General features: G+C 45.0%; 24 protein-coding genes. 6 read left to right on the plus strand and 18 right to left on the minus strand.

Features of this window, described 5'->3' with window-relative positions; genetic code table 11:
* Window positions 1–13: 13 nt before the first annotated feature.
* Both grxC and AOC29_RS10505 read right to left on the minus strand, forming a co-directional pair.
* Window positions 14–268, minus strand: coding sequence for a glutaredoxin 3 (gene grxC / locus AOC29_RS10500; protein WP_215295932.1), 255 nt, complete (start codon window positions 266–268; stop codon window positions 14–16).
* Between the two features lie 8 nt (window positions 269–276).
* Window positions 277–690: a rhodanese-like domain-containing protein gene (locus AOC29_RS10505; protein WP_215295933.1), complete on the minus strand. Its 414-nt coding sequence runs from the start codon at window positions 688–690 to the stop codon at window positions 277–279.
* A 22-nt stretch (window positions 691–712) separates the two neighbouring features.
* Between AOC29_RS10505 and gpmA the strand changes: the two genes are divergently transcribed.
* Genes gpmA through AOC29_RS10520 form a run of 3 tightly spaced genes read left to right on the plus strand, consistent with a single transcriptional unit; the run spans window position 713 to window position 3,615 of the window.
* Window positions 713–1,402: a 2,3-diphosphoglycerate-dependent phosphoglycerate mutase gene (gene gpmA / locus AOC29_RS10510; protein ID WP_215295934.1), complete on the plus strand. Its 690-nt coding sequence runs from the start codon at window positions 713–715 to the stop codon at window positions 1,400–1,402.
* A gap of 8 nt (window positions 1,403–1,410) precedes the next feature.
* On the plus strand, window positions 1,411–2,844 hold the full coding sequence (locus tag AOC29_RS10515; protein ID WP_215295935.1) for a S41 family peptidase: 1,434 nt from the start codon (window positions 1,411–1,413) through the stop codon (window positions 2,842–2,844).
* Window positions 2,845–2,862: 18 nt separating this feature from the next.
* A complete protein-coding gene (locus AOC29_RS10520; protein ID WP_215295936.1) occupies window positions 2,863–3,615 on the plus strand; it encodes a HesA/MoeB/ThiF family protein in 753 nt (250 codons plus the stop codon).
* Between the two features lie 3 nt (window positions 3,616–3,618).
* On the opposite strand, the gene ptsP is transcribed toward AOC29_RS10520, so the two are convergent.
* From ptsP to AOC29_RS10560, 8 genes are all read right to left on the minus strand, one after another.
* Window positions 3,619–5,370: a phosphoenolpyruvate--protein phosphotransferase gene (gene ptsP, locus AOC29_RS10525; RefSeq protein ID WP_215295937.1), complete on the minus strand. Its 1,752-nt coding sequence runs from the start codon at window positions 5,368–5,370 to the stop codon at window positions 3,619–3,621.
* Window positions 5,371–5,372: 2 nt separating this feature from the next.
* A complete protein-coding gene (locus tag AOC29_RS10530) occupies window positions 5,373–5,642 on the minus strand; it encodes an HPr family phosphocarrier protein (protein ID WP_215295938.1) in 270 nt (89 codons plus the stop codon).
* Between the two features lie 15 nt (window positions 5,643–5,657).
* Entirely contained in the window at window positions 5,658–6,080 is a 423-nt protein-coding gene (locus AOC29_RS10535; RefSeq protein ID WP_215295939.1) for a PTS sugar transporter subunit IIA, read from the minus strand.
* Between the two features lies 1 nt (window position 6,081).
* Window positions 6,082–7,023 (minus strand): glutathione synthase, encoded by a 942-nt coding sequence (gshB, locus tag AOC29_RS10540; protein ID WP_215295940.1) that lies wholly within the window; start codon window positions 7,021–7,023, stop codon window positions 6,082–6,084.
* A gap of 28 nt (window positions 7,024–7,051) precedes the next feature.
* Window positions 7,052–8,350 carry a glutamate--cysteine ligase gene (gene gshA / locus AOC29_RS10545; protein WP_215295941.1) on the minus strand — a complete coding sequence of 433 codons (1,299 nt, stop codon included), beginning with the start codon at window positions 8,348–8,350 and terminating at the stop codon, window positions 7,052–7,054.
* A 103-nt stretch (window positions 8,351–8,453) separates the two neighbouring features.
* The gene (locus AOC29_RS10550; RefSeq protein ID WP_215295942.1) at window positions 8,454–9,938 is read right to left on the minus strand and encodes an ammonium transporter; all 1,485 of its coding nucleotides are present in this window, start codon (window positions 9,936–9,938) and stop codon (window positions 8,454–8,456) included.
* A 13-nt stretch (window positions 9,939–9,951) separates the two neighbouring features.
* Complete coding sequence (locus AOC29_RS10555) at window positions 9,952–10,290, minus strand: P-II family nitrogen regulator (RefSeq protein WP_011903792.1); 339 nt, start codon at window positions 10,288–10,290, stop codon at window positions 9,952–9,954.
* A gap of 25 nt (window positions 10,291–10,315) precedes the next feature.
* Window positions 10,316–11,194: a TorF family putative porin gene (locus tag AOC29_RS10560; protein ID WP_215295943.1), complete on the minus strand. Its 879-nt coding sequence runs from the start codon at window positions 11,192–11,194 to the stop codon at window positions 10,316–10,318.
* A gap of 261 nt (window positions 11,195–11,455) precedes the next feature.
* Between AOC29_RS10560 and AOC29_RS10565 the strand changes: the two genes are divergently transcribed.
* Window positions 11,456–11,710: an accessory factor UbiK family protein gene (locus tag AOC29_RS10565; RefSeq protein ID WP_215295944.1), complete on the plus strand. Its 255-nt coding sequence runs from the start codon at window positions 11,456–11,458 to the stop codon at window positions 11,708–11,710.
* A gap of 27 nt (window positions 11,711–11,737) precedes the next feature.
* Here the strand turns inward: AOC29_RS10565 and AOC29_RS10570 are convergent, their stop codons facing one another.
* From AOC29_RS10570 to AOC29_RS10600, 7 genes are read right to left on the minus strand one after another with little or no spacing between them, the layout of a single operon-like run.
* On the minus strand, window positions 11,738–12,322 hold the full coding sequence (locus AOC29_RS10570) for a hypothetical protein (RefSeq protein WP_215295945.1): 585 nt from the start codon (window positions 12,320–12,322) through the stop codon (window positions 11,738–11,740).
* Window positions 12,315–13,325, minus strand: coding sequence for a lipoyl synthase (gene lipA, locus AOC29_RS10575; protein WP_215295946.1), 1,011 nt, complete (start codon window positions 13,323–13,325; stop codon window positions 12,315–12,317). The genes AOC29_RS10570 and lipA overlap by 8 nt, the downstream gene beginning before the upstream one ends.
* On the minus strand, window positions 13,322–13,966 hold the full coding sequence (gene lipB / locus AOC29_RS10580; RefSeq protein WP_215295947.1) for a lipoyl(octanoyl) transferase LipB: 645 nt from the start codon (window positions 13,964–13,966) through the stop codon (window positions 13,322–13,324). The genes lipA and lipB overlap by 4 nt, the downstream gene beginning before the upstream one ends.
* A 9-nt stretch (window positions 13,967–13,975) precedes the next feature.
* On the minus strand, window positions 13,976–14,242 hold the full coding sequence (locus AOC29_RS10585; protein WP_215295948.1) for a YbeD family protein: 267 nt from the start codon (window positions 14,240–14,242) through the stop codon (window positions 13,976–13,978).
* A 32-nt stretch (window positions 14,243–14,274) separates the two neighbouring features.
* Complete coding sequence (locus AOC29_RS10590; RefSeq protein ID WP_215295949.1) at window positions 14,275–14,991, minus strand: alpha/beta hydrolase; 717 nt, start codon at window positions 14,989–14,991, stop codon at window positions 14,275–14,277.
* A 48-nt stretch (window positions 14,992–15,039) separates the two neighbouring features.
* On the minus strand, window positions 15,040–15,348 hold the full coding sequence (locus tag AOC29_RS10595; protein WP_215295950.1) for a ferredoxin: 309 nt from the start codon (window positions 15,346–15,348) through the stop codon (window positions 15,040–15,042).
* A gap of 16 nt (window positions 15,349–15,364) precedes the next feature.
* Window positions 15,365–16,459, minus strand: a complete 1,095-nt coding sequence (locus tag AOC29_RS10600) for a VanZ family protein (protein ID WP_215295951.1) — start codon at window positions 16,457–16,459, stop codon at window positions 15,365–15,367.
* Window positions 16,460–16,496: 37 nt separating this feature from the next.
* Here AOC29_RS10600 and AOC29_RS10605 point away from each other — a divergent pair, with 37 nt between their 5' ends.
* Complete coding sequence (locus AOC29_RS10605; protein WP_215295952.1) at window positions 16,497–17,291, plus strand: biotin--[acetyl-CoA-carboxylase] ligase; 795 nt, start codon at window positions 16,497–16,499, stop codon at window positions 17,289–17,291.
* Entirely contained in the window at window positions 17,288–18,100 is an 813-nt protein-coding gene (locus tag AOC29_RS10610; RefSeq protein ID WP_215295953.1) for a type III pantothenate kinase, read from the plus strand. Before AOC29_RS10605 ends, AOC29_RS10610 begins: the two co-directional genes overlap by 4 nt.
* On the opposite strand, the gene rfaE2 is transcribed toward AOC29_RS10610, so the two are convergent.
* Window positions 18,097–18,585 carry a D-glycero-beta-D-manno-heptose 1-phosphate adenylyltransferase gene (gene rfaE2 / locus AOC29_RS10615; protein WP_215295954.1) on the minus strand — a complete coding sequence of 163 codons (489 nt, stop codon included), beginning with the start codon at window positions 18,583–18,585 and terminating at the stop codon, window positions 18,097–18,099. The genes AOC29_RS10610 and rfaE2 overlap by 4 nt on opposite strands.
* Between the last annotated feature and the right edge of the window lie 24 nt (window positions 18,586–18,609).

The following is an 18,609-nucleotide window of genomic DNA, read 5'->3' on the forward strand; positions in this document are numbered from 1 at the left end:
TGTTGTTAATCTATCAAGCCAATAAAGGATCGAGCTTGCCAGCGCGATCCAAAGCAACTAAATCGTCATAGCCACCAACATGAGTCTCGCCAATATAGATTTGCGGAACAGTGCGACGACTGGTACGAGTCATCATGATTTCACGCTGTGTGGGATCGCGATCAATCAAAATCTTTTCTAAGTTAATGACGCCTTTTTTAAGCAACAGTTTTTCTGCCATAACGCAGTATGGGCAAACCGTAGTGCTGTACATCGTTACTTGCGGCATAGAGTCCCTTACTTAACCAATGGGAGAGCGGCCGTTTTCCAGGCTTGAACGCCACCCTCTAAAACGCCAACCTCAACAAATTCGAGCTTTTGTACTTGTGCCAAGGCTTTGCGTGACTGGCTACCGTTATCGCAAACCAATACCAAGGGACGTTTACGATCCAATTTCAAGGTTTCAATCGCACCAATCAAATTCGCCATGCTGGCTAGCTTTGCGCCCGGTAAATGCCCCGCTTTAAATGCTTCCTCGATGCGCAAGTCCAAAACATGGGCCTTGCGGCGGTTTATCCAAATCGTCGCCTCAGTAGGCGACAAGCCTTTTCCGCTAATAAGCGTAGATAATGTAGGTAAGAAGAGCGCTGCGCCCGAAACCAGCAAGAGGGCAATCAGCGCTAAATTATCAATTTGCGTGAGAAAGTTCATCACCGGATTATAGAATGGCTCTATGAAACAACTTGTCCTTATTCGTCACGGCGAATCCGCCTGGAACCTTGAAAACCGCTTCACTGGCTGGGCTGACGTTGACTTAACCCCAAACGGCGCAGAACAGGCCCTAGCTGCGGGGCAAAGTCTCAAAAAAGCAGGCTATGAATTTGACATTGCCTATACCTCGGTTTTAAGGCGCGCTATACGAACACTGTGGCACATTCAGGACGCCATGGATCTGATGTGGATCCCAGTAGTGCATAGCTGGCGCTTAAATGAGCGTCATTATGGTGCTCTGACTGGTCTCAATAAAGCAGAAACTGCGGCCAAGTATGGCGATGAACAAGTCCATATTTGGCGTCGGTCCTATGATGTTCGCCCACCCTTACTTGAAGCACATGATGAGCGTAATCTCAAAAATGATGGGCGTTACTCAAAATTAAATGCTGCCGATATTCCGCTTGGCGAGTGTCTGAAGGACAATGTTGAACGTGTACTACCACTTTGGAATGAATCTATCGCTCCAGCCCTCAAAGCAAATAAGCGCGTATTGTTAGTAGCTCACGGTAATAGCATTCGCTCTTTAATTAAGTATATTGACGAGATGTCTGATGAGGCCATCATGGAAGTCAATGTACCCAATGGCATTCCACTGGTTTATGAGTTAGATGACAACCTCAAACCAATTCAACATTTCTACTTGGACTAATACAAGACATGCGTCAATTTCTTAAAAACTTTGCTCTCATTACGGTTGGCCTGATCGCAGGTGTAGCTGCCACTATCCAGCTCTCTGCAACAGCCCAACAAGGCACACAGCTGCCCTTAGATGAACTCCGCACACTTTCTAATGTATTTGCGCAAATCAAACGGGAGTATGTAGAGCCGATTGAAGACAAGCAACTGTTAACGGATGCTGTCAAAGGAATGGTAAGCAGCCTAGATCCTCACTCCACTTTCTTGGATAAAAAAGATTTTTCTGAAATGCAGGAACAAACTTCTGGGAAGTTTGCTGGTTTAGGAATTGAAATTACTTCAGAAGATGGTGTTGTTAAAGTGCTCAATCCCATTGAAGATAGTCCTGCTGCCCGTGCAGGCCTGCAAGCAGGAGACTTAATTACCCGACTCGATGATAAGCCTGTGCGTGGTATGTCTCTTGATAAAGCGGTACGCACTATGCGTGGCACACCTGGTACAAAAATTACCCTGACTGTATATCGCAAGAGTGAAGAGCGTAGCTTTCCAGTCACCATTACCCGCGCAGAAATTAAGGTGCAATCTGTCAAAGCCAAAATTTTGGATAACGATATTGCCTGGGTTCGGGTTACAAGCTTTCAAGAACGTACCGTTCCTGATCTAGCAAAAAAATTAACTGATCTTGCCAATCAAGATCCAAAACTCAAAGGCATCATTCTTGACCTTCGTAACAATGGTGGTGGCTTATTGCAAGGTGCAGTCGGTGTAGCGGCAGCCTTTCTTCCAGCCGATGCGGTTATTGTTTCAACCAAAGGACAAGCAGCTGACTCCAAGCAAGTATTTAATGCGACGCCAGCGATGTATCGCCTGAGTGAGCCCGGTGATCCATTGGCAGGTGTACCTGAAATCTTCAAGAAACTTCCGATGGTCGTTTTAGTCAACGCCTATTCAGCCTCGGCATCTGAGATTGTTGCGGGCGCCTTGCAAGACTACAAACGTGCAACGATTATTGGAAAAACTACCTTTGGTAAGGGCTCAGTGCAAACCGTTCGCCCACTGACCAATGACTCAGCTCTGAAGATCACCACTGCGTATTACTACACACCTAGTGGCAAATCTATTCAGGCTTATGGTATCAAGCCTGACATCCCCGTAGATCAAAATAAAGATGGCGATCCAGATGATGTATTGATTACCCGTGAGATTGATAGTGAAAAACACCTCCGTAACAAACAATCTGCAGAAGATAAGCTGATTAAAGATCGGGAACAACGCCGTCTCGAAGAGTTACAGCGCATTGAAGAGAAAAATGCCAAGAAAACGCCTGAGGAAAAAGAGAAAGAAAAAAATAAGAAGCCTCCTGAGCTTGGTAGCGCGGATGACTTCATGCTCAGTCAAGCCCTTGCGTTTATTAATGGGCAACCGGTGAAGCGCTCTTCTTCCAAGCTTGAGTAATTCTTTTTTGGTCTGTTAATGAATGATGCGCAGCTACTTCGCTACTCCAGGCATTTACTGCTTGAAGATATTGACGTTGAAGGGCAAGAAAAGCTCTTAAATGCGCATGTGTTGGTGATTGGTGCTGGCGGCCTAGGTAGCGCAGCTGCCCCCTATCTTGCGGCTGCCGGGGTAGGGCATATCACCCTCGTAGATCATGATGATGTTGAGCTGACTAATCTACAACGCCAAATTATGCATACAGAAGCCATGGTGGGTAAAGGCAAAGTTGTCTCAGGCAAGCAATTCTTGCAACAACTCAATCCAGGTATTCAAGTTGAAACCATTCAATCAAAAGCGAATTTATCCTTATTGGATGAGCTTCTACCAAGCGTAGATATTGTTTTAGATTGCACAGATAATTTCTCAACCCGACATCTCATTAATGCCAGTTGCGTTCAACACCAAAAACCTTTAGTTTCAGGATCTGCATTACGCTTTGATGGTCAAGTCTCAGTATTTGATCCCCGCAATGAAACATCTCCCTGCTATGCCTGCATCTTCTCGCCCGAAGAAACATTTGAAGAGGTGAGTTGTGCCACGATGGGCGTCTTCTCACCACTTGTCGGCATTATTGGCACTATTCAAGCAGCACAAGCTTTGCAAGTATTAATTCAATTTGGAGAGCCCCTCATAGGGCGGATGTTACTTTGGAATGCGCGCACTACTCAGGTAGATCAGATTCGCATTACACGCAACGCTGACTGTCCAGTCTGCAGCAAAAACCGCTAAAGCCTAAGCTATTAAACGCTCTAAAGCTTTTGCTTGAGCCTCTGGCTCATAAGCCTTCAGCACTCTAGGTAATCGGGACTTCAACATCCCCACGTTAGCTTGCAGAATCTCACGCTTTACTAGTAGCAGTTGACTGAAATGCATCGAGAAATCCGTTAATCCCATTGCGAGCAATAGTTTGGTTAAGGTAGGATCACCAGCCATCTCACCACAGACTGCAATCGGCACATTAGCACGCTTTGCCTGCTCAATAATATTTGCTAATAAATGCAAAATGGCAGGATGCAGGGGATCATACAAATGTGCTACTGCATGGTCTGCACGATCAATTGCTAAGGTGTACTGAATTAAATCGTTTGTTCCGATGGATAAAAAATCAAAACGATTAATAAACAAAGGCAAGACGAGAGCAGCAGCCGGAATTTCAATCATGGCGCCAACTTGAATATTCGGATTGAAAGGCTGTCCACGTTGCAATAATTGTTGCTTTGCTTTTTCGATCAAGCGAAAAGTTTCATCGATTTCTTTTGCATGCGCGAGCATCGGAATCATGATACGTGCCTGACCATGAGCAGATGCTCGCAAAATAGCCCTAAGCTGTGTCAAGAAAATTTCTGGCTCCGTTAGTGACCAGCGAATCGCCCGTAAACCCAATGGTGATGTGCCCGTTTGCGATACATCAGTGCCGCCTGCACCTAGTGCTTTATCTGCACCTACGTCAATGGTTCTAATATTGATAGGCAAGCCATGCATTAAATCAACCACACGGCGATATTCTTGATATTGCTGTTCCTCATCTGGCAATGCTTGCTTGCGATCCATAAATAAGAACTCGGAGCGGAATAGACCAACACCAACAGCACCTAGTTTTACGGCTTGTACAGCATCTTCGGGCAACTCAATATTAGCAAAGAGCTCAATATCTACTCGATCAAGCGTTTCTGTTTTGGCATGTTTTAGTTGCTGAAGCTTACGAGCCTCTTTTAATACCTGAGTTTGGAGTTTGCGATATTCAGCTAATAAGTGTTCATCAGGAGCAACTACTACTACGCCCTGCTCGCCATCCAAAATCAGCCAATCGCCATGGCGAATCATTTCACTAGCATGGCGCACACCGACTACTGCGGGAATTTCCATACTTCGCGCAACAATAGCGGTATGCGATGTTTTGCCACCTAAATCAGTAACAAAACCAGTAAAGGCATGCTCTTTGAAGCGCAACATATCATGTGGCGCAATATCGTGAGCAACAATAATAGATTCGACTCCAACCTCACTCGATGGCAAGAAATCAGTTTCGTTGAGCGCGTCTTTCTGTGCATTAAGCGCCTTAATCACACGCTCAGCCACCTGACGAATATCATTTGCGCGCTCTTTTAAATAAGGGTCTTCAATCTCAGAAAATTGCTCTAAAAGATCATTTAACTCTGTAGTCAAAGCCCAAGCAGCATTTAAGCGCTGAGTACGAATGAGCTTGATGGGTTTCTCGGCCAACGCTGGATCAGCCAGGATCATGCTGTGCACATCCAAGAATGCCGCCATCTCTTGCGGAGCATCCTTGGGTAATCCCAAGCGCAACTGAGCTAGCTCTAAACGTACTTGATCAAATGCATCTAATAATTTTTGGGCTTCAGCGTCTTCTTTGCCAGGCTCAACTAAATAATGACTAACCTCTAAAGCTGCTCGCGAAATCAGTACCGCCTTGCCGATAGCAATGCCTTTTGATACCGGAATGCCGTGCAGCGCGAACGTCATTATTATTCGCCCTCTCCAAAGCGGTCATTGATTAATACTGTCAGCGCTTCCATAGCCTCATCTGCTTTATCGCCTACCGTTTCAAGTGTGACTGTGCTTCCAATACCTGCTGCCAACATCATGACACCCATGATGCTCTTGGCATTAATCTGACGTCCATTGCGTGACAGGAATATTTCGCAAGGAAATTGGGCGGCCAATTGAGACAACTTTGCCGATGCTCTCGCATGGAGTCCCAACTTATTAATAATCTCAATTTCAGCAACTGGCATTCAACCCTGCTCCCTTTATGCTTGATCTACTTTTATACCAAGACGTAATATTCCATTCTGCCCGCCAGCTAAGGCTTTTTTAGCCAACTCTTCTAGGCCTTCGCCGCGATGAGATATGCAGCGCATGAGCATTGGCAGATTTAATCCCGCCAATACAATCACTGGGGTATTCAATCCCGATAATGGGCCCAAACTTTCTAGTTTGGATGCAACATTCGCTGGGGTTGCACCCATCACATCTGTCAGGATGAGAACACCATTACCAGTATTCACACCATAAGCAGCCTTTAGCAACCGATCAAAACTCACCTTAGTGTCTTCATAAGGGGGTATATCCACCGCCCTTACACGCTCTGGTACAACACCAAAAGTATGCTCTGCAAAACTCAGCATTGCACTTGCAACAGGAGTATGGGCAACGATTACGATTCCAGTCATGTTATGACAATGTCCTCTCTAGAGCCTTTAACCAAAGCTGTGGAACATCAAAACCACTTTGATCAGTAATTTCAACAAAACACGTTGGGCTAGTAACATTGATCTCCGTCAAATAGCCGCCAATTAAATCCAAGCCAACTAAGAATAAACCGCGTTGATTGAGGATGGGAGCAAGTTTTTCAGCGATTTGCTTTTCGACATCACTCAAAGGCATTGCCACACCTTTGCCCCCTGCTGCTAAGTTGCCACGAATCTCTTTACCCTGAGGAATGCGAGCCAACGCAAACGGCACAACCTTGCCACCAATCAACAGGACGCGCTTGTCACCATCAGAGATCTCAGGCAAGAAACGTTGAATCATCAGAGTTCTGGCGCCATTCTCGCCTAATGTCTCAACAATACTGGCGAGGTTCAAACCATCAGACCCCACCCGAAAGACACCCATGCCGCCCATGCCATCCAGTGGCTTAATGACGATATCGCTATGCACTTGATGAAACTCTTCCACCGCACTCAGTTCGCGAGTCACCAGCGTTGGCGGAATCAGCTCAGGAAATTCAGTGATGGAAAGTTTCTCAGAGTGATCACGTACTGCAGTAGGATCATTCAACACTCTTGCGCCCTGCTTCTTGGCGGCAGATAAAAGCCACGTTGTATTGAGATACTCAATATCAAACGGTGGGTCAGTTCTCATTTGTACCGCAGAGAATGTATTTAGTGCCTTTGATTCAATCTCACCCAACTCAAACCAAGATGTAGAGCTAGGCTTAATCATGAGCGACTGACAATCAGCCACAACGAGATTATCTTTCCACAAAATATTGCGGCTCTGACAGAACCACAAACGATGACTAGCTTCTTGAGCAACCCGCATCATCGCTAAAGTGGAATCTTTTTTAATCTTGAAAGATTCGAGAGGGTCAGCAATAAATAAAAGATCCATATTCTTCTATTAAGTTCTCAGCATTGATTTATGCTGCTTCCATATCTGGATCAGTTCTCTCAAGCTCAAGTGAAGCCGCTAGTAATGCTAAGCGGGCAACAACACCATAGAGGTAAAAGCGATTCGGAGCTGCGCTACCAGGCTTAGCAGAAAGATCTGGCATGGAGTTTTGCTCGAATGCTAATGGTACAAAATGCATTCCGGGGGCATTGAGATTTTCATCTGGGCCACGATCGGTATGCACACGATAGAAGCCACCAATCACGTAGCGATCAATCATGTACACCACAGGCTCTGCAACTGCCTCGTTCACCTTCTCAAAGGTATAAACGCCCTCTTGAATTAAGACATCACTTACCTCAAGACCCTCTTTGACAACACTCATCTTATTGCGATCTTTGCGGTTTAAGCCCTTAAGTTGAGCAGGATCATTCACAACCATCACGCCCATTCCATAAGTGCCGGCATCGGCCTTCACTACGACATAAGGTTTCTCTTTAATGCCATATTCACGGTATTTCTTAGCAGTCTTTTTCAGCACTTGCTCCACTGCAGTTTGTAATTCCTCTTCACCTTTGCGTTCATGGAAATTGACATTCGAGCAACTCGTAAAGTAGGGATTAATCATCCAAGGATCGATATCAACAACCTTAGCAAACTTCTTAGCCACCTCTTCATAAGCGGAAAAATGATTAGACTTACGACGGATGTGCCAACCTGCATGCAGCCCAGGTAAAAGGTATTGCTCGTGGATGTTTTCCAGAATCGGTGGAATACCAGCCGATAAATCGTTATTGAGCAAAATAGAACAGGGGTCAAAATCTTTTAAGCCTAAGCGCTGTTTTTTTAATCCTAAGCGCGCTAAAGGCTCCATCAACAAACGATTGCCATCTGGCAATTCAATCCAAGTTGGCTTCTTAATCTCTTCAGAAAAAGTGCCGAGGCGAACGTTGAGTCCAGCCTGACGCAAAATCGAAGACAAGCGCGCAATATTCTGCAAATAGAATGTATTGCGGGTATGGCGCTCAGGAATGAGTAATAAATTTTTGGCTTCTGGACAAATCTTCTCAATCGCAGCCATTGCTGCCTGTACAGCCAAAGGCAACATCTGTGGAGAGAGATTGTTAAATCCACCAGGAAATAAGTTGGTATCAACTGGGGCTAGCTTGAAACCAGAATTTCTTAAATCTACTGAACAATAGAATGGCGGGGTATGTTCCTGCCATTCCAGCCTAAACCAGCGCTCAATCGTTGGGGTAGCTTCTAACACCTTTGACTCTAATTCGAGCAAAGGGCCGCTTAGGGCAGTGATGAGATGTGGAACCATTCCACCATTGTAAGATTATTAAAAGAAAGACGCGGGATCCGAGGATCCCGCGCTTAAAACTAGGCAGCCAAGAAAGCCGCCCAGTGAGGGGTAAATCTGCTAATTATGACTCGTATGCAGTCTCACCATGTGAGCTGATATCCAAGCCTTCGCGCTCTTCTTCTTCCTTAACACGCAAACCGATCACGATATCAATCAATTTGAAGGCAATATAAGAAACAACACCAGACCAAATTACAGTAGTGATCACGCCTTGAGCTTGAATCCACAATTGGCTAGCAATGGAGTAGTCAGGAGCAACAGCATTAGCAACGTAGTCCCAAATACCAGAGCCACCCAATGCTGGATCAGCAAATACACCAGTCAACAATGCACCAGAAATACCGCCTACGCCGTGAACTCCAAATACGTCCAAGCTATCGTCTGAACCCAAAATCTTCTTCAGACCGGTAACACCCCAGAGGCAAACTACGCCAGCGAACAAGCCAATTGCGATAGAACCCATTGGGCCAGCAAAACCAGCGGCAGGAGTAATCGCAACCAAGCCAGCTACGCAGCCAGAAGCAGCGCCTAACATGGAAGGCTTACCTTTGAGAACCCACTCAGCAACAGACCAACCCAATACCGCAGCAGCGGTAGCTAAATAAGTATTAACGAAAGCCAATGCTGCGCTACCGTTTGCTTCTAGTGCTGAACCTGCATTGAAACCAAACCAGCCAAACCACAAGAGTGCAGCGCCAGTCATTACATAAACTAAGTTATGTGGCTTCATTGCTTCTTTGCCATAACCCAAACGCTTACCGATCACAAAGGAACCAACTAAACCAGCAACCGCAGCGTTGATGTGCACAACAGTACCGCCAGCAAAGTCGAGAACACCTTTTTGCCACAACCAACCAGCACGAGCTGTAATGGCTTCGAGTGATGCAGCATCTTTGATGTCATCAGGGCCAGGCCAGAACCAAACCATGTGAGCGATTGGCAAGTAGCTAAATGTGAACCAAAGGACCATGAAGACCAAGATTGCAGAGAACTTAGCGCGCTCAGCAAAAGAGCCGATGATCAAGCAGCAAGTAATCGTTGCAAACACTGCTTGGAAGGCCATGAATATAAATTCAGGAATGACAACACCTTTACTAAAAGTTGCCGCTACTGAGTCCGGAGTCATTCCACCCAAGAACAGACGATCAAGTCCACCAACAAATGCCCCGCCTTCCGTGAATGCAAAGCTATAGCCATAAATAGACCAGAGCACTGTAATCAAAGAAAACACCATGAAGCATTGCATACAGATAGACAAGATATTCTTACTACGTGTTAAACCACCGTAGAACAAAGCCAAGCCAGGAAGTGTCATTAACAACACTAAAGCTGTACATACCATCATCCATGCGGAATCAGCTTTGTTGCACTTTTCGGAACAAAGAACGGGCGCAGGTTCTGCAGCTGCTGGAGTTGCGGCAGGAGCAGTCACTGCTGGTTTTTTAACTTCATCAGCATGCGCTGGCGAAGTCACCATAACACCAGTAGCGCCTATAGCCAAGGCCATAGCACCACCAGCAATGAGTCGTTTCATCCAAGTTAACATTTTGAACCTCTCTTTAAAGTGCTGACGCGCCGGTTTCACCGGTACGAATACGAATGACGTGCTCGACTGGAGAGACAAAAATTTTGCCATCACCAATCTTGCCAGTACGTGCTGATTTTTCAATTGCTTCAATCGCACGCTCCAAGATGCCATCTTCAACAGCAGCTTCAATTTTTACCTTAGGTAAAAAGTCGACAACATACTCAGCACCGCGATACAACTCAGTGTGACCCTTTTGACGACCAAAGCCTTTAACTTCAGTGACGGTGATGCCCGAAACTCCCACTTCCGAGAGAGCTTCGCGCACTTCGTCAAGCTTAAAGGGCTTGATGATTGCGGTAATTAATTTCATGTGTTTCTCCGTTCAGAGGTGGAAATTAGAAAGTTTTGGTTAAGGAAATTAAACCTGCAGAGCGACCATTATTTTTGCCTTGCGGACTATACCAAGCATAATTTCCTTGATATGTTTTAGCGTTGGTACCCGTGTAAGCAATCGCACCAGATAAGCCGCCTCCAAAGTCTTTAGTTAAACCCAACTTCCAATCCGTATATGTGTAGAGATTGTTGTTACTAACACCATCTACTGAAATAGCATTAGGACCGAATGAGCTACCTGTTTTTTGTTGATTGCCGGCTACAAATTGATAACCAACATGTCCGTTTGCAGTAATACCCCAAAAGCCAGTGTCATAGTTCAAGGTTAAATCAGGATAGTAAGAGCCAGTTGAATTGGCATTGCCGAATAATGTTGTAACTGCATACGATACTTTTGCAAAGCCCGTCAAAGGGCCAAAGGTGAAATTTTGCGCAGCATAAATCTCTGTTGTATTTGGATTTACATATGAAGTTGTTGCTTGGATGCCGCTAGTAGGGTAGTAGTACTGAAGAACACCAATATCAGAGGCAAAACCTTCTCCAATAAATTCCTTTTTAAAGCCACCGTAAAAATCCATCTCGATAGGTGCGGATGTTCTTACGCCACCAGAAGTATTGTAGCTATCGCTAACCCAACTGATAGAGCTGTTCCAGTTTCCAATGTAGAAACCGCTCTCATGAGCGTAATCAAAACCACCCTGAATCGCAGGCTTGCCATTTGATTGGGTGATGCCTCGATAGATATAATTATTAGTTACTGTTACGTTTGCAGTAATCGGGCTAGCTTCTGGCTCATCAGCTGCAAAAGCTGGTGTATATGCCAAGCCGCTTAACAAGCCTGCTGCGACCGCAGAGATTGCAGTCTTATGTAAAGTTTTCATCTAATGCTCCTTACTAGTTGTAATAAAAAAAGGGTTGAATGCTTAATGCATGGAGCAATATTGATCGTTTGGGTATTCATGGATTTGTCATAAATCCCCCTAATAAGGCACCTGCACTTTTTTGGTGCTTAATCTTGCCCCATATATGTGAATTTTGGCTTTTTAGGGCTTTTTAAAGCCTTTTTGCCCATTTTTAGCCACCCAAACTAAAATATGTATGTGTATCTTTTATGCAACTTCCAATAGAACTGCGAACCCCTCATGCAAAAACCCGGTGAAATCCTCGAGCAAATCCAACGCATTGCTAACGATATGCAAAATAAAGTGGGTGATGCCATTCGTAATTCACCAATTCAAGAAATTGAAAAAAATGTGCGTGCAATGATGAATCAAGGTTTTCAGAAAATGGATCTCGTGACTCGTGAAGAATTCGAGTTACAAAGCAAAGTACTTACAAAGACCAGGGAAAAACTAGAAGCGCTTGAAGCAAAAGTTGCCGCACTAGAAAAAAATTAATCTACTTAAATTTTTCGTTCTACAGTTTCACTCTGGGTGGAACTCATTAAAAAAGTTTGCATACTCTTCTTTAGATAGGGCTACTTTTGCATCGCTAATATCTGCATTTGCATGCAATACAGATACTTGGTAAATCCAAATTCCACCACCCTCAACTGAACGTACTATCCAACGCACCCTCATGGCTTTTTGAACTTTGCCGTTTGAACTAAACGCAATGAAATAGTCTTTAATAGACAATCGCTGACGACTACCTGTTTGATAGAAAACATCTTCTGTCAAAACAGTACCGCCCGATGCTTTTGCTCGCTCCAATAAATTACTGTGTAATTGATCAATAATTTTCTGAGCTGAATCTGATTGATTAGATGGTACCTGAAGCGAACTGATGGAATAAATATCATCATCGATTTTCACGGCCTCAAGCGTTTGTTTGAATTCTTGATCCTGATAGGGGATAAGTCGCTCAAGCTTGTCTGGCTTACCCGGAAAGAGTGCGGTATATCGCTGCTCAGGAGATTGGACTGTGCGCCAATTCAGCTTAGGACTGCATGCTGCTAAAAAAATACATGCTGCTAAAACTACATAAGCTCTTAAAACACTTTTAAACAACGCCCGCTCCATGTGCTTGTTGATCTGCATGATAACTAGAGCGCACCATTGCACCAACTGCTGCATGCGAGAAGCCCATTGCATAAGCCCTCTCTTCAAACATCTTGAATACATCAGGGTGAACATAACGTTGAACAGGTAGATGATGACCCGAAGGCGCAAGATATTGGCCGATAGTGAGCATATCAATATTGTGCTCACGCATATCCTGCATGACCTCTAGAATCTCTTCGTCAGTCTCTCCCAACCCAACCATCAAACCACTCTTTGTTGGGATCTTAGGAAAGCGTTCCTTAAAGTCTTTTAATAACTTCAGTGAATGCAGATAGTCGGCCCCTGGTCGCGCTTGTTTGTATAAACGGGGGACAGTTTCCAGGTTGTGGTTCATGACATCAGGTAAACCATTGGGTGCATGCTCTGCGAAAATATCAAGCGCTTTATCCAAGCGACCACGGAAATCGGGCACCAATACCTCAATACGCGTATTTGGAGAGAGGCCGCGCGATTGTGAAATGCAATCGACATAATGCATCGCCCCACCATCACGCAAGTCATCGCGATCAACGCTAGTAATTACGACATAATTTAATTTCAACGCTGCAATTGTGCGAGCCAAGTTAGCCGGCTCTTTCTGATCTAGCGGATCTGGTCTGCCGTGACCTACATCACAAAACGGGCAACGTCGCGTGCACTTATCGCCCATGATCATGAATGTCGCCGTACCCTTACCAAAGCATTCGCCAATATTGGGGCAGCTGGCTTCTTCACAAACGGTTACCAATTCGTTTTCACGCAGAATCTTTTTTATCTCCGCAAAACGTGAGTTGCCTGACGCAGCCTTTACCCGAATCCAATCTGGCTTTTTCAGAACTTCCTGAAGAGGCACAATCTTGATTGGAATGCGCGCAGTCTTCTCGCTCGATTTTTGCTTACGAGTAGCGTCATACTGAAGGTCTTGGCGCCCTTCAATAGATTGCTTTGTATCGGTCTTGTTAACAGTCATGATGGTATTAGTTGCTTTTGCAAATGGCTCAAAAGCTTTTGGCTAATTGAATCCATATTGTCCTTGATCCCAAGGGTTTGCATGTCTACTGTCCTTAAGCCCTCATAACCACAAGGGTGGATGCACCCAAAAGCCTCCAAATCAGTTGCCACATTCAGCGCTAAGCCATGATAGGAGCAGCTTTTCGAGACCTTAAGTCCAAGGGCGGCTACTTTTGCCCCAAACCATTCTGGCGACACCCCAGTCTGCTGAGAAACATAGATCCCGGGTGCGCCTGGTTTTCTTTCGGCCTGTATTCCAAAATCTCCCAAGGTATCAATCAAGGACTGCTCAATACGCGAGACCAACTCTTTTACAAATATTCCAAGACGCTTCAGGTCGAGCAATAAGTAGACAACGATCTGACCAGGCCCATGGTAAGTAATCTCCCCGCCACGATCTACTTGCACCAGCGGGATTTGATTACTTGGGGAGTGCAAGTTACCAGCATCGCCAGTCAAACCTAAAGTAAATACTGGCGGATGCTCCAAGATCCAAATCTCATCTGGAGTACTAGAATCGCGATCCTTTGTGAAAGTACGCATTGCCTCATATGTTGCAGCGTAATCAGCCAAACCAAGATGTTTTACTAAAGCCGTCATAAGCGCTTGTTAGAGAACAATACTCACCAATGGATGAGTTGAAAGCGTTCGATAAAGCTCGTCAAGTTGCTCACGACTAGTTGCCGTAATTGGCAGAGTAATGCCAAGATAATTTCCGTCCTTCGATGGTCTCTGCTCTACCTTGCTCTCATCCAATGTTGGATCAAACTGTTTAGCAATATGAATGATTGAGGGCAGGTACTCAGGAATATTTTTTCCCATCACCTTAATCGGAAAAAGAGAGGGATATTCAATGAGTGATTTATCTTCGGCCATAATTTTATTAACTCAATTTCCTATTTTTCTAATCAACTCTTGCGATGGTCTGGCATACCTAGCCAGGCGCTTGTAATGATGTTGCGAATGCAATGCAGTCTACGATGAAAGAAATGGTCTGCGCCAGGCACTACTTGCACTGTTAACTCTTGCGGAAGTGCCCAATCAAAGACATTTTTCAAGAGAATAGTTTCGTCCAGCTCACCATGAATCAGAATGGTATCAGCGGGCACCGGAGCCAATGTCCACTTACCAGCAGCACTTCCCACCATTACTAAACGCTCGGCAGGACGCCCAAGCTCAGCAAGCCTTTGCACCAAATGACTACCCACAAAACTGCCGAACGAGAACCCTGAAACTACCAGCGGCAAAGTACTAGCTGCATTGACCCAAGGCTGATGTGCTGTCGCCTCAAATTGAGACCAACTAGATGGGGTTTGCATCCACTCAGTGACATGCAGTAAATCTTCTAGTTCTCCTACACCATGATCGTGAACACCTGCAGTACCCCCAACACCCCGAAAGTTTGGACGCACACTGACATATCCCAATTGATTAAATGCACGGGCCATTGTTTGCGCAACTTTATTGTCCATGGTGCCGCCCAACAGAGGATGTGGATGCGCAACTAAGGCGAGTCCACGCACAGCAAATGATGGATCATTTTTTAATTCATCAGGAAGATCGATAGACATTTCTATCGCGCCCACAATTCCATCTATATGAATTACTTTTGTACGGCTATTCATTAAGAAAACTTTCAACAATAACTAAAAACTACAAATTACTCAGAAGGGCTACGCAAGTTGTAATCGCTCTACTGGAAGACCATTGATTAAATGGGATTGAATAATTTCTTCTATATCTTCTTTATCCACCAAGGTATACCAAACACCCTCTGGATAGACGACCATCACTGGTCCATCAGCACAACGATCCAAGCATCCTGCTTTATTCACGCGGATCTTTCCGGGTCCGGCTAACCCCAGTTCTTTGACCCGGTTCTTGGCATATTCAAATAGCCCAAAGGCATTATGCCGATCGCAACAATCTTCCCCATTGCTGCGTTGATTCAAACAAAAAAATAGGTGGTGTGAAAAGCTCATCAGAAAATTATATTCATCAATACTTTGATTTCAGGTCTGCTATGTTGCGAATCATCCAAACAGAGGCTAGTGGTAACCATATCACTGAAACCCATTGCATTAACTCATTAAAGTGCAATAGTCGTCCCTGGTTCCAATGCCTGAGAGTCAGGATGAAATAGGGATTATCAGGCATTACATTAATGGCGACCGTAATGCCTATCAAACAAAATATTGCTAACAATTGCTTTGTTATTAACTTCAAACGCAAAGCCCATCGTAGTGCAACTGTTGCCAATAACATTCCCCAAAAGGCGCCTGCTGTCAGCCAGATGAAGCTGAACTCCCAACCAAACTGAAGTGCTGTAAACAGAATCTTTAGCAACACCGTAAGACCCAGTAAGCCGTTAAGAATATGCCATTGTGGCGCCTTGAGGCGCATCCCCGAAGAAATCAAAAGCGCAACGCCAAACCAACAAAAACCAGTAATGAGGGTTTCTTGAATGACTTGATTAATGACTGTCGTACCCCAATCAACAGGGCCAAAAATGACATGCCCCCAAAGTCCTACGCCAAGCCATGAGCTTTGGGGATAAATCTGCGACCATGGAAATAGCAGAAAAAGAGCACATATCGCCCAATTCACACCGAACCATTGACCAAACCTGCGCCGGATGGCAGTTCCAGATAGCCACTCAGGCCCCAGAGGAATAGCCAATAAACCGCCTAATAAACCTCCAAATACATTGGCCCACCAATCCATCAAGCTTGGAATACGCGTTGGAACCCAAGTTTGCAGGGTTTCAACACTCAGGGCCAACAGAGCACTTAAGCTAATAGCCATTCCTAAAGCAACAAAATTTCGCCAGCGAGGATATGCCGAAAAGACTAGTAAAAATCCAAAAGGAATATAGGCCAAGATGTTCACTGAAACATCAAAAAGCGTAATGAAGCGCGGCAAAGGGGCATCTAGCCAAGCCCATGTAGCAATCCCATTCTGAAAGTCAAAATCAAATGGATTTAGGCTGACATAGAGAATCAGCAATGCGTAAGCAAGACTCATTGCGCGAGCCAGCGGCATCGCTTGTAGAGGCCATATTAGTTTGCGGGGGCGCTGATCATTTACATCCATTCCACAATTCTAGGTCAGACCTTTCTACAATGGCGAAATGACTGCTAATTGCATCCTTGAACGTGTAATCGAGACTAGATCAACAAATGATGATCTCTTGGAGCGCTGGCGTGCTGGCGCACTGATAGACCCTATAGCTCGTATTGCCCACATACAGACTGCTGGCAAAGGAAGGGCGGGACGCGCGTGGCTCTCTAACCCAGAGGACTCCCTTTGCTTCTCAATGGCCTTCCCCTTTCATCGCAGCCCTACAGAACTAACCGGTCTTAGTCTATTAGTTGGTATTGCCGTCATTAAAGGCATTGCTCGCGCATATCAACTTGATCAATTCGATCTTCACCAAGCAGGATTGCGCCTCAAATGGCCTAACGATTTATTGCTAAACGGCGCAAAGCTAGCTGGAATTCTAGTTGAAGGTGGACAAGCCCAAGTTGGGGATCCAAGCTGGATGATCGTCGGTGTTGGCATTAATTTATGCAATGCTAATGCGATCGAAAAGGATCTGCAAAACGGGATAAAAGTCAGCTCCTTAGAAGAGTTACTCCCACAGGGAAGAAAACTCCCTGATGTTGAATATCTCTGGCTAACAATATTAGAGTCGCTCGAGGAGCATTTCAAAAAATTTGATCAACTAGGTTTTGCTGCCTATCAACAAGAATGGCTTCACTGGGATGCTTTTACAGATCAGAAAGTCTCTATTTCAGGCGCCAGTAAAGATCCTAGATACGGTATCGCAAAAGGGGTTGATATGAATGGCGCCCTTTTGCTTGAGCAGGAAGATAAAACGATTGCCATTTATGCTGGTGACGTATCACTGAGAGTTCAATCATGAGTCTGTATTTATTGTTTGATATCGGCAACACGCGCTTAAAGTGGGCGGCAGTTGAGTCTGCTCAACATCCTTCTGATCAACAGAAAAAATTGTGGGCCTACTCTGGAGCTATTAGCAGTAAGTCACTGCAATCCGCAGAGCATAGAGCGGAGTTAGCTGATTACATTTCTAAAACTTTACCCAAACCTAGTACCATTGCATTTAGTTGCGTCGCAGGGCAAGAAGCTATCGAGCACCTCAAGTCACTCTTTCCACAGTGGCAAGATGTTGAATGGAAGCAACTCATGGGTGATAGTGCTGTTGATGGCATTCGCACCCTATATCAAGACCCCAGCAAACTAGGGGCTGACCGCTGGGCCGCCGTCATCGCGGCGCGTGCACTATCAAAAACAAATGCCTTAATCATCAATGCAGGCACTGCCACAACCATTGATTTACTTGGCTCTAACGGCGTGCATTATGGCGGCTGGATTCTGCCGGGCCTTGAAGTCATGCGCAAGAGTTTAGAAGGAAATACGGCACAACTACCACTAGCAACTCCAGTAGAGCCTCAACATGGTTTTGGTTTATCCACGAATGAGGCCATTATTAGCGGATGTAATGCCGCGCAAATTGGTGCCATCCAGTGTGCGATCGAGCTTGCAAAACAAATGAATCAACCCGTTGAAAAAATTTGGCTTGATGGTGGTAACGCAAAAATATTAGCAACTGAAATGAAGCAATTTAGCAAACTGAATACATTAAATATAAAAACCAGTGAGGGGCTAGTACTGCGCGGTATTTGGAGCTGGCTTTTACAAAATCATTAAGAGCGAATTTTGCCTAGCAAACTGGTTGTAGAGCGCTCATACAAAAATGGAATGGCAATGGCTTTGCCACCCCACGTTTTGACAAGCTGAGTTTCAGCCAAAGTATTAATCTCATAATCGCCTCCCTTGACATAAATATCAGGACGAATTTTCTCAATTAGATTTACTGGGGTTTGCTCGGTAAACAGCACAGCCATATCAACACTTTCAAGAGCGGCTAATAAAGCTTGCCGATCAGATTCAGAATTAATAGGTCTATCGTCACCTTTACCCAACATTTTTACCGAAGCATCTGAATTCACGCCAACCACCAGACTTGCCCCAAGAGAACGGGCTTGAGAAAGGTAACTCGCATGGCCACGATGCAAGATATCAAATACACCGTTGGTAAATACCAGGGGTCTAGGCAATTTAGCAATTCGTGCCTCAAGTTGCTCGGCCGGGCAAACTTTAGACTCAAATGAAGGTGGGGGCAAAGAACTCATAACGCAATATTAATGGCATTACAA

The sequence above is a fragment of the Polynucleobacter sp. JS-JIR-5-A7 genome (genome assembly GCF_018687935.1).
Classification (GTDB): domain Bacteria; phylum Pseudomonadota; class Gammaproteobacteria; order Burkholderiales; family Burkholderiaceae; genus Polynucleobacter.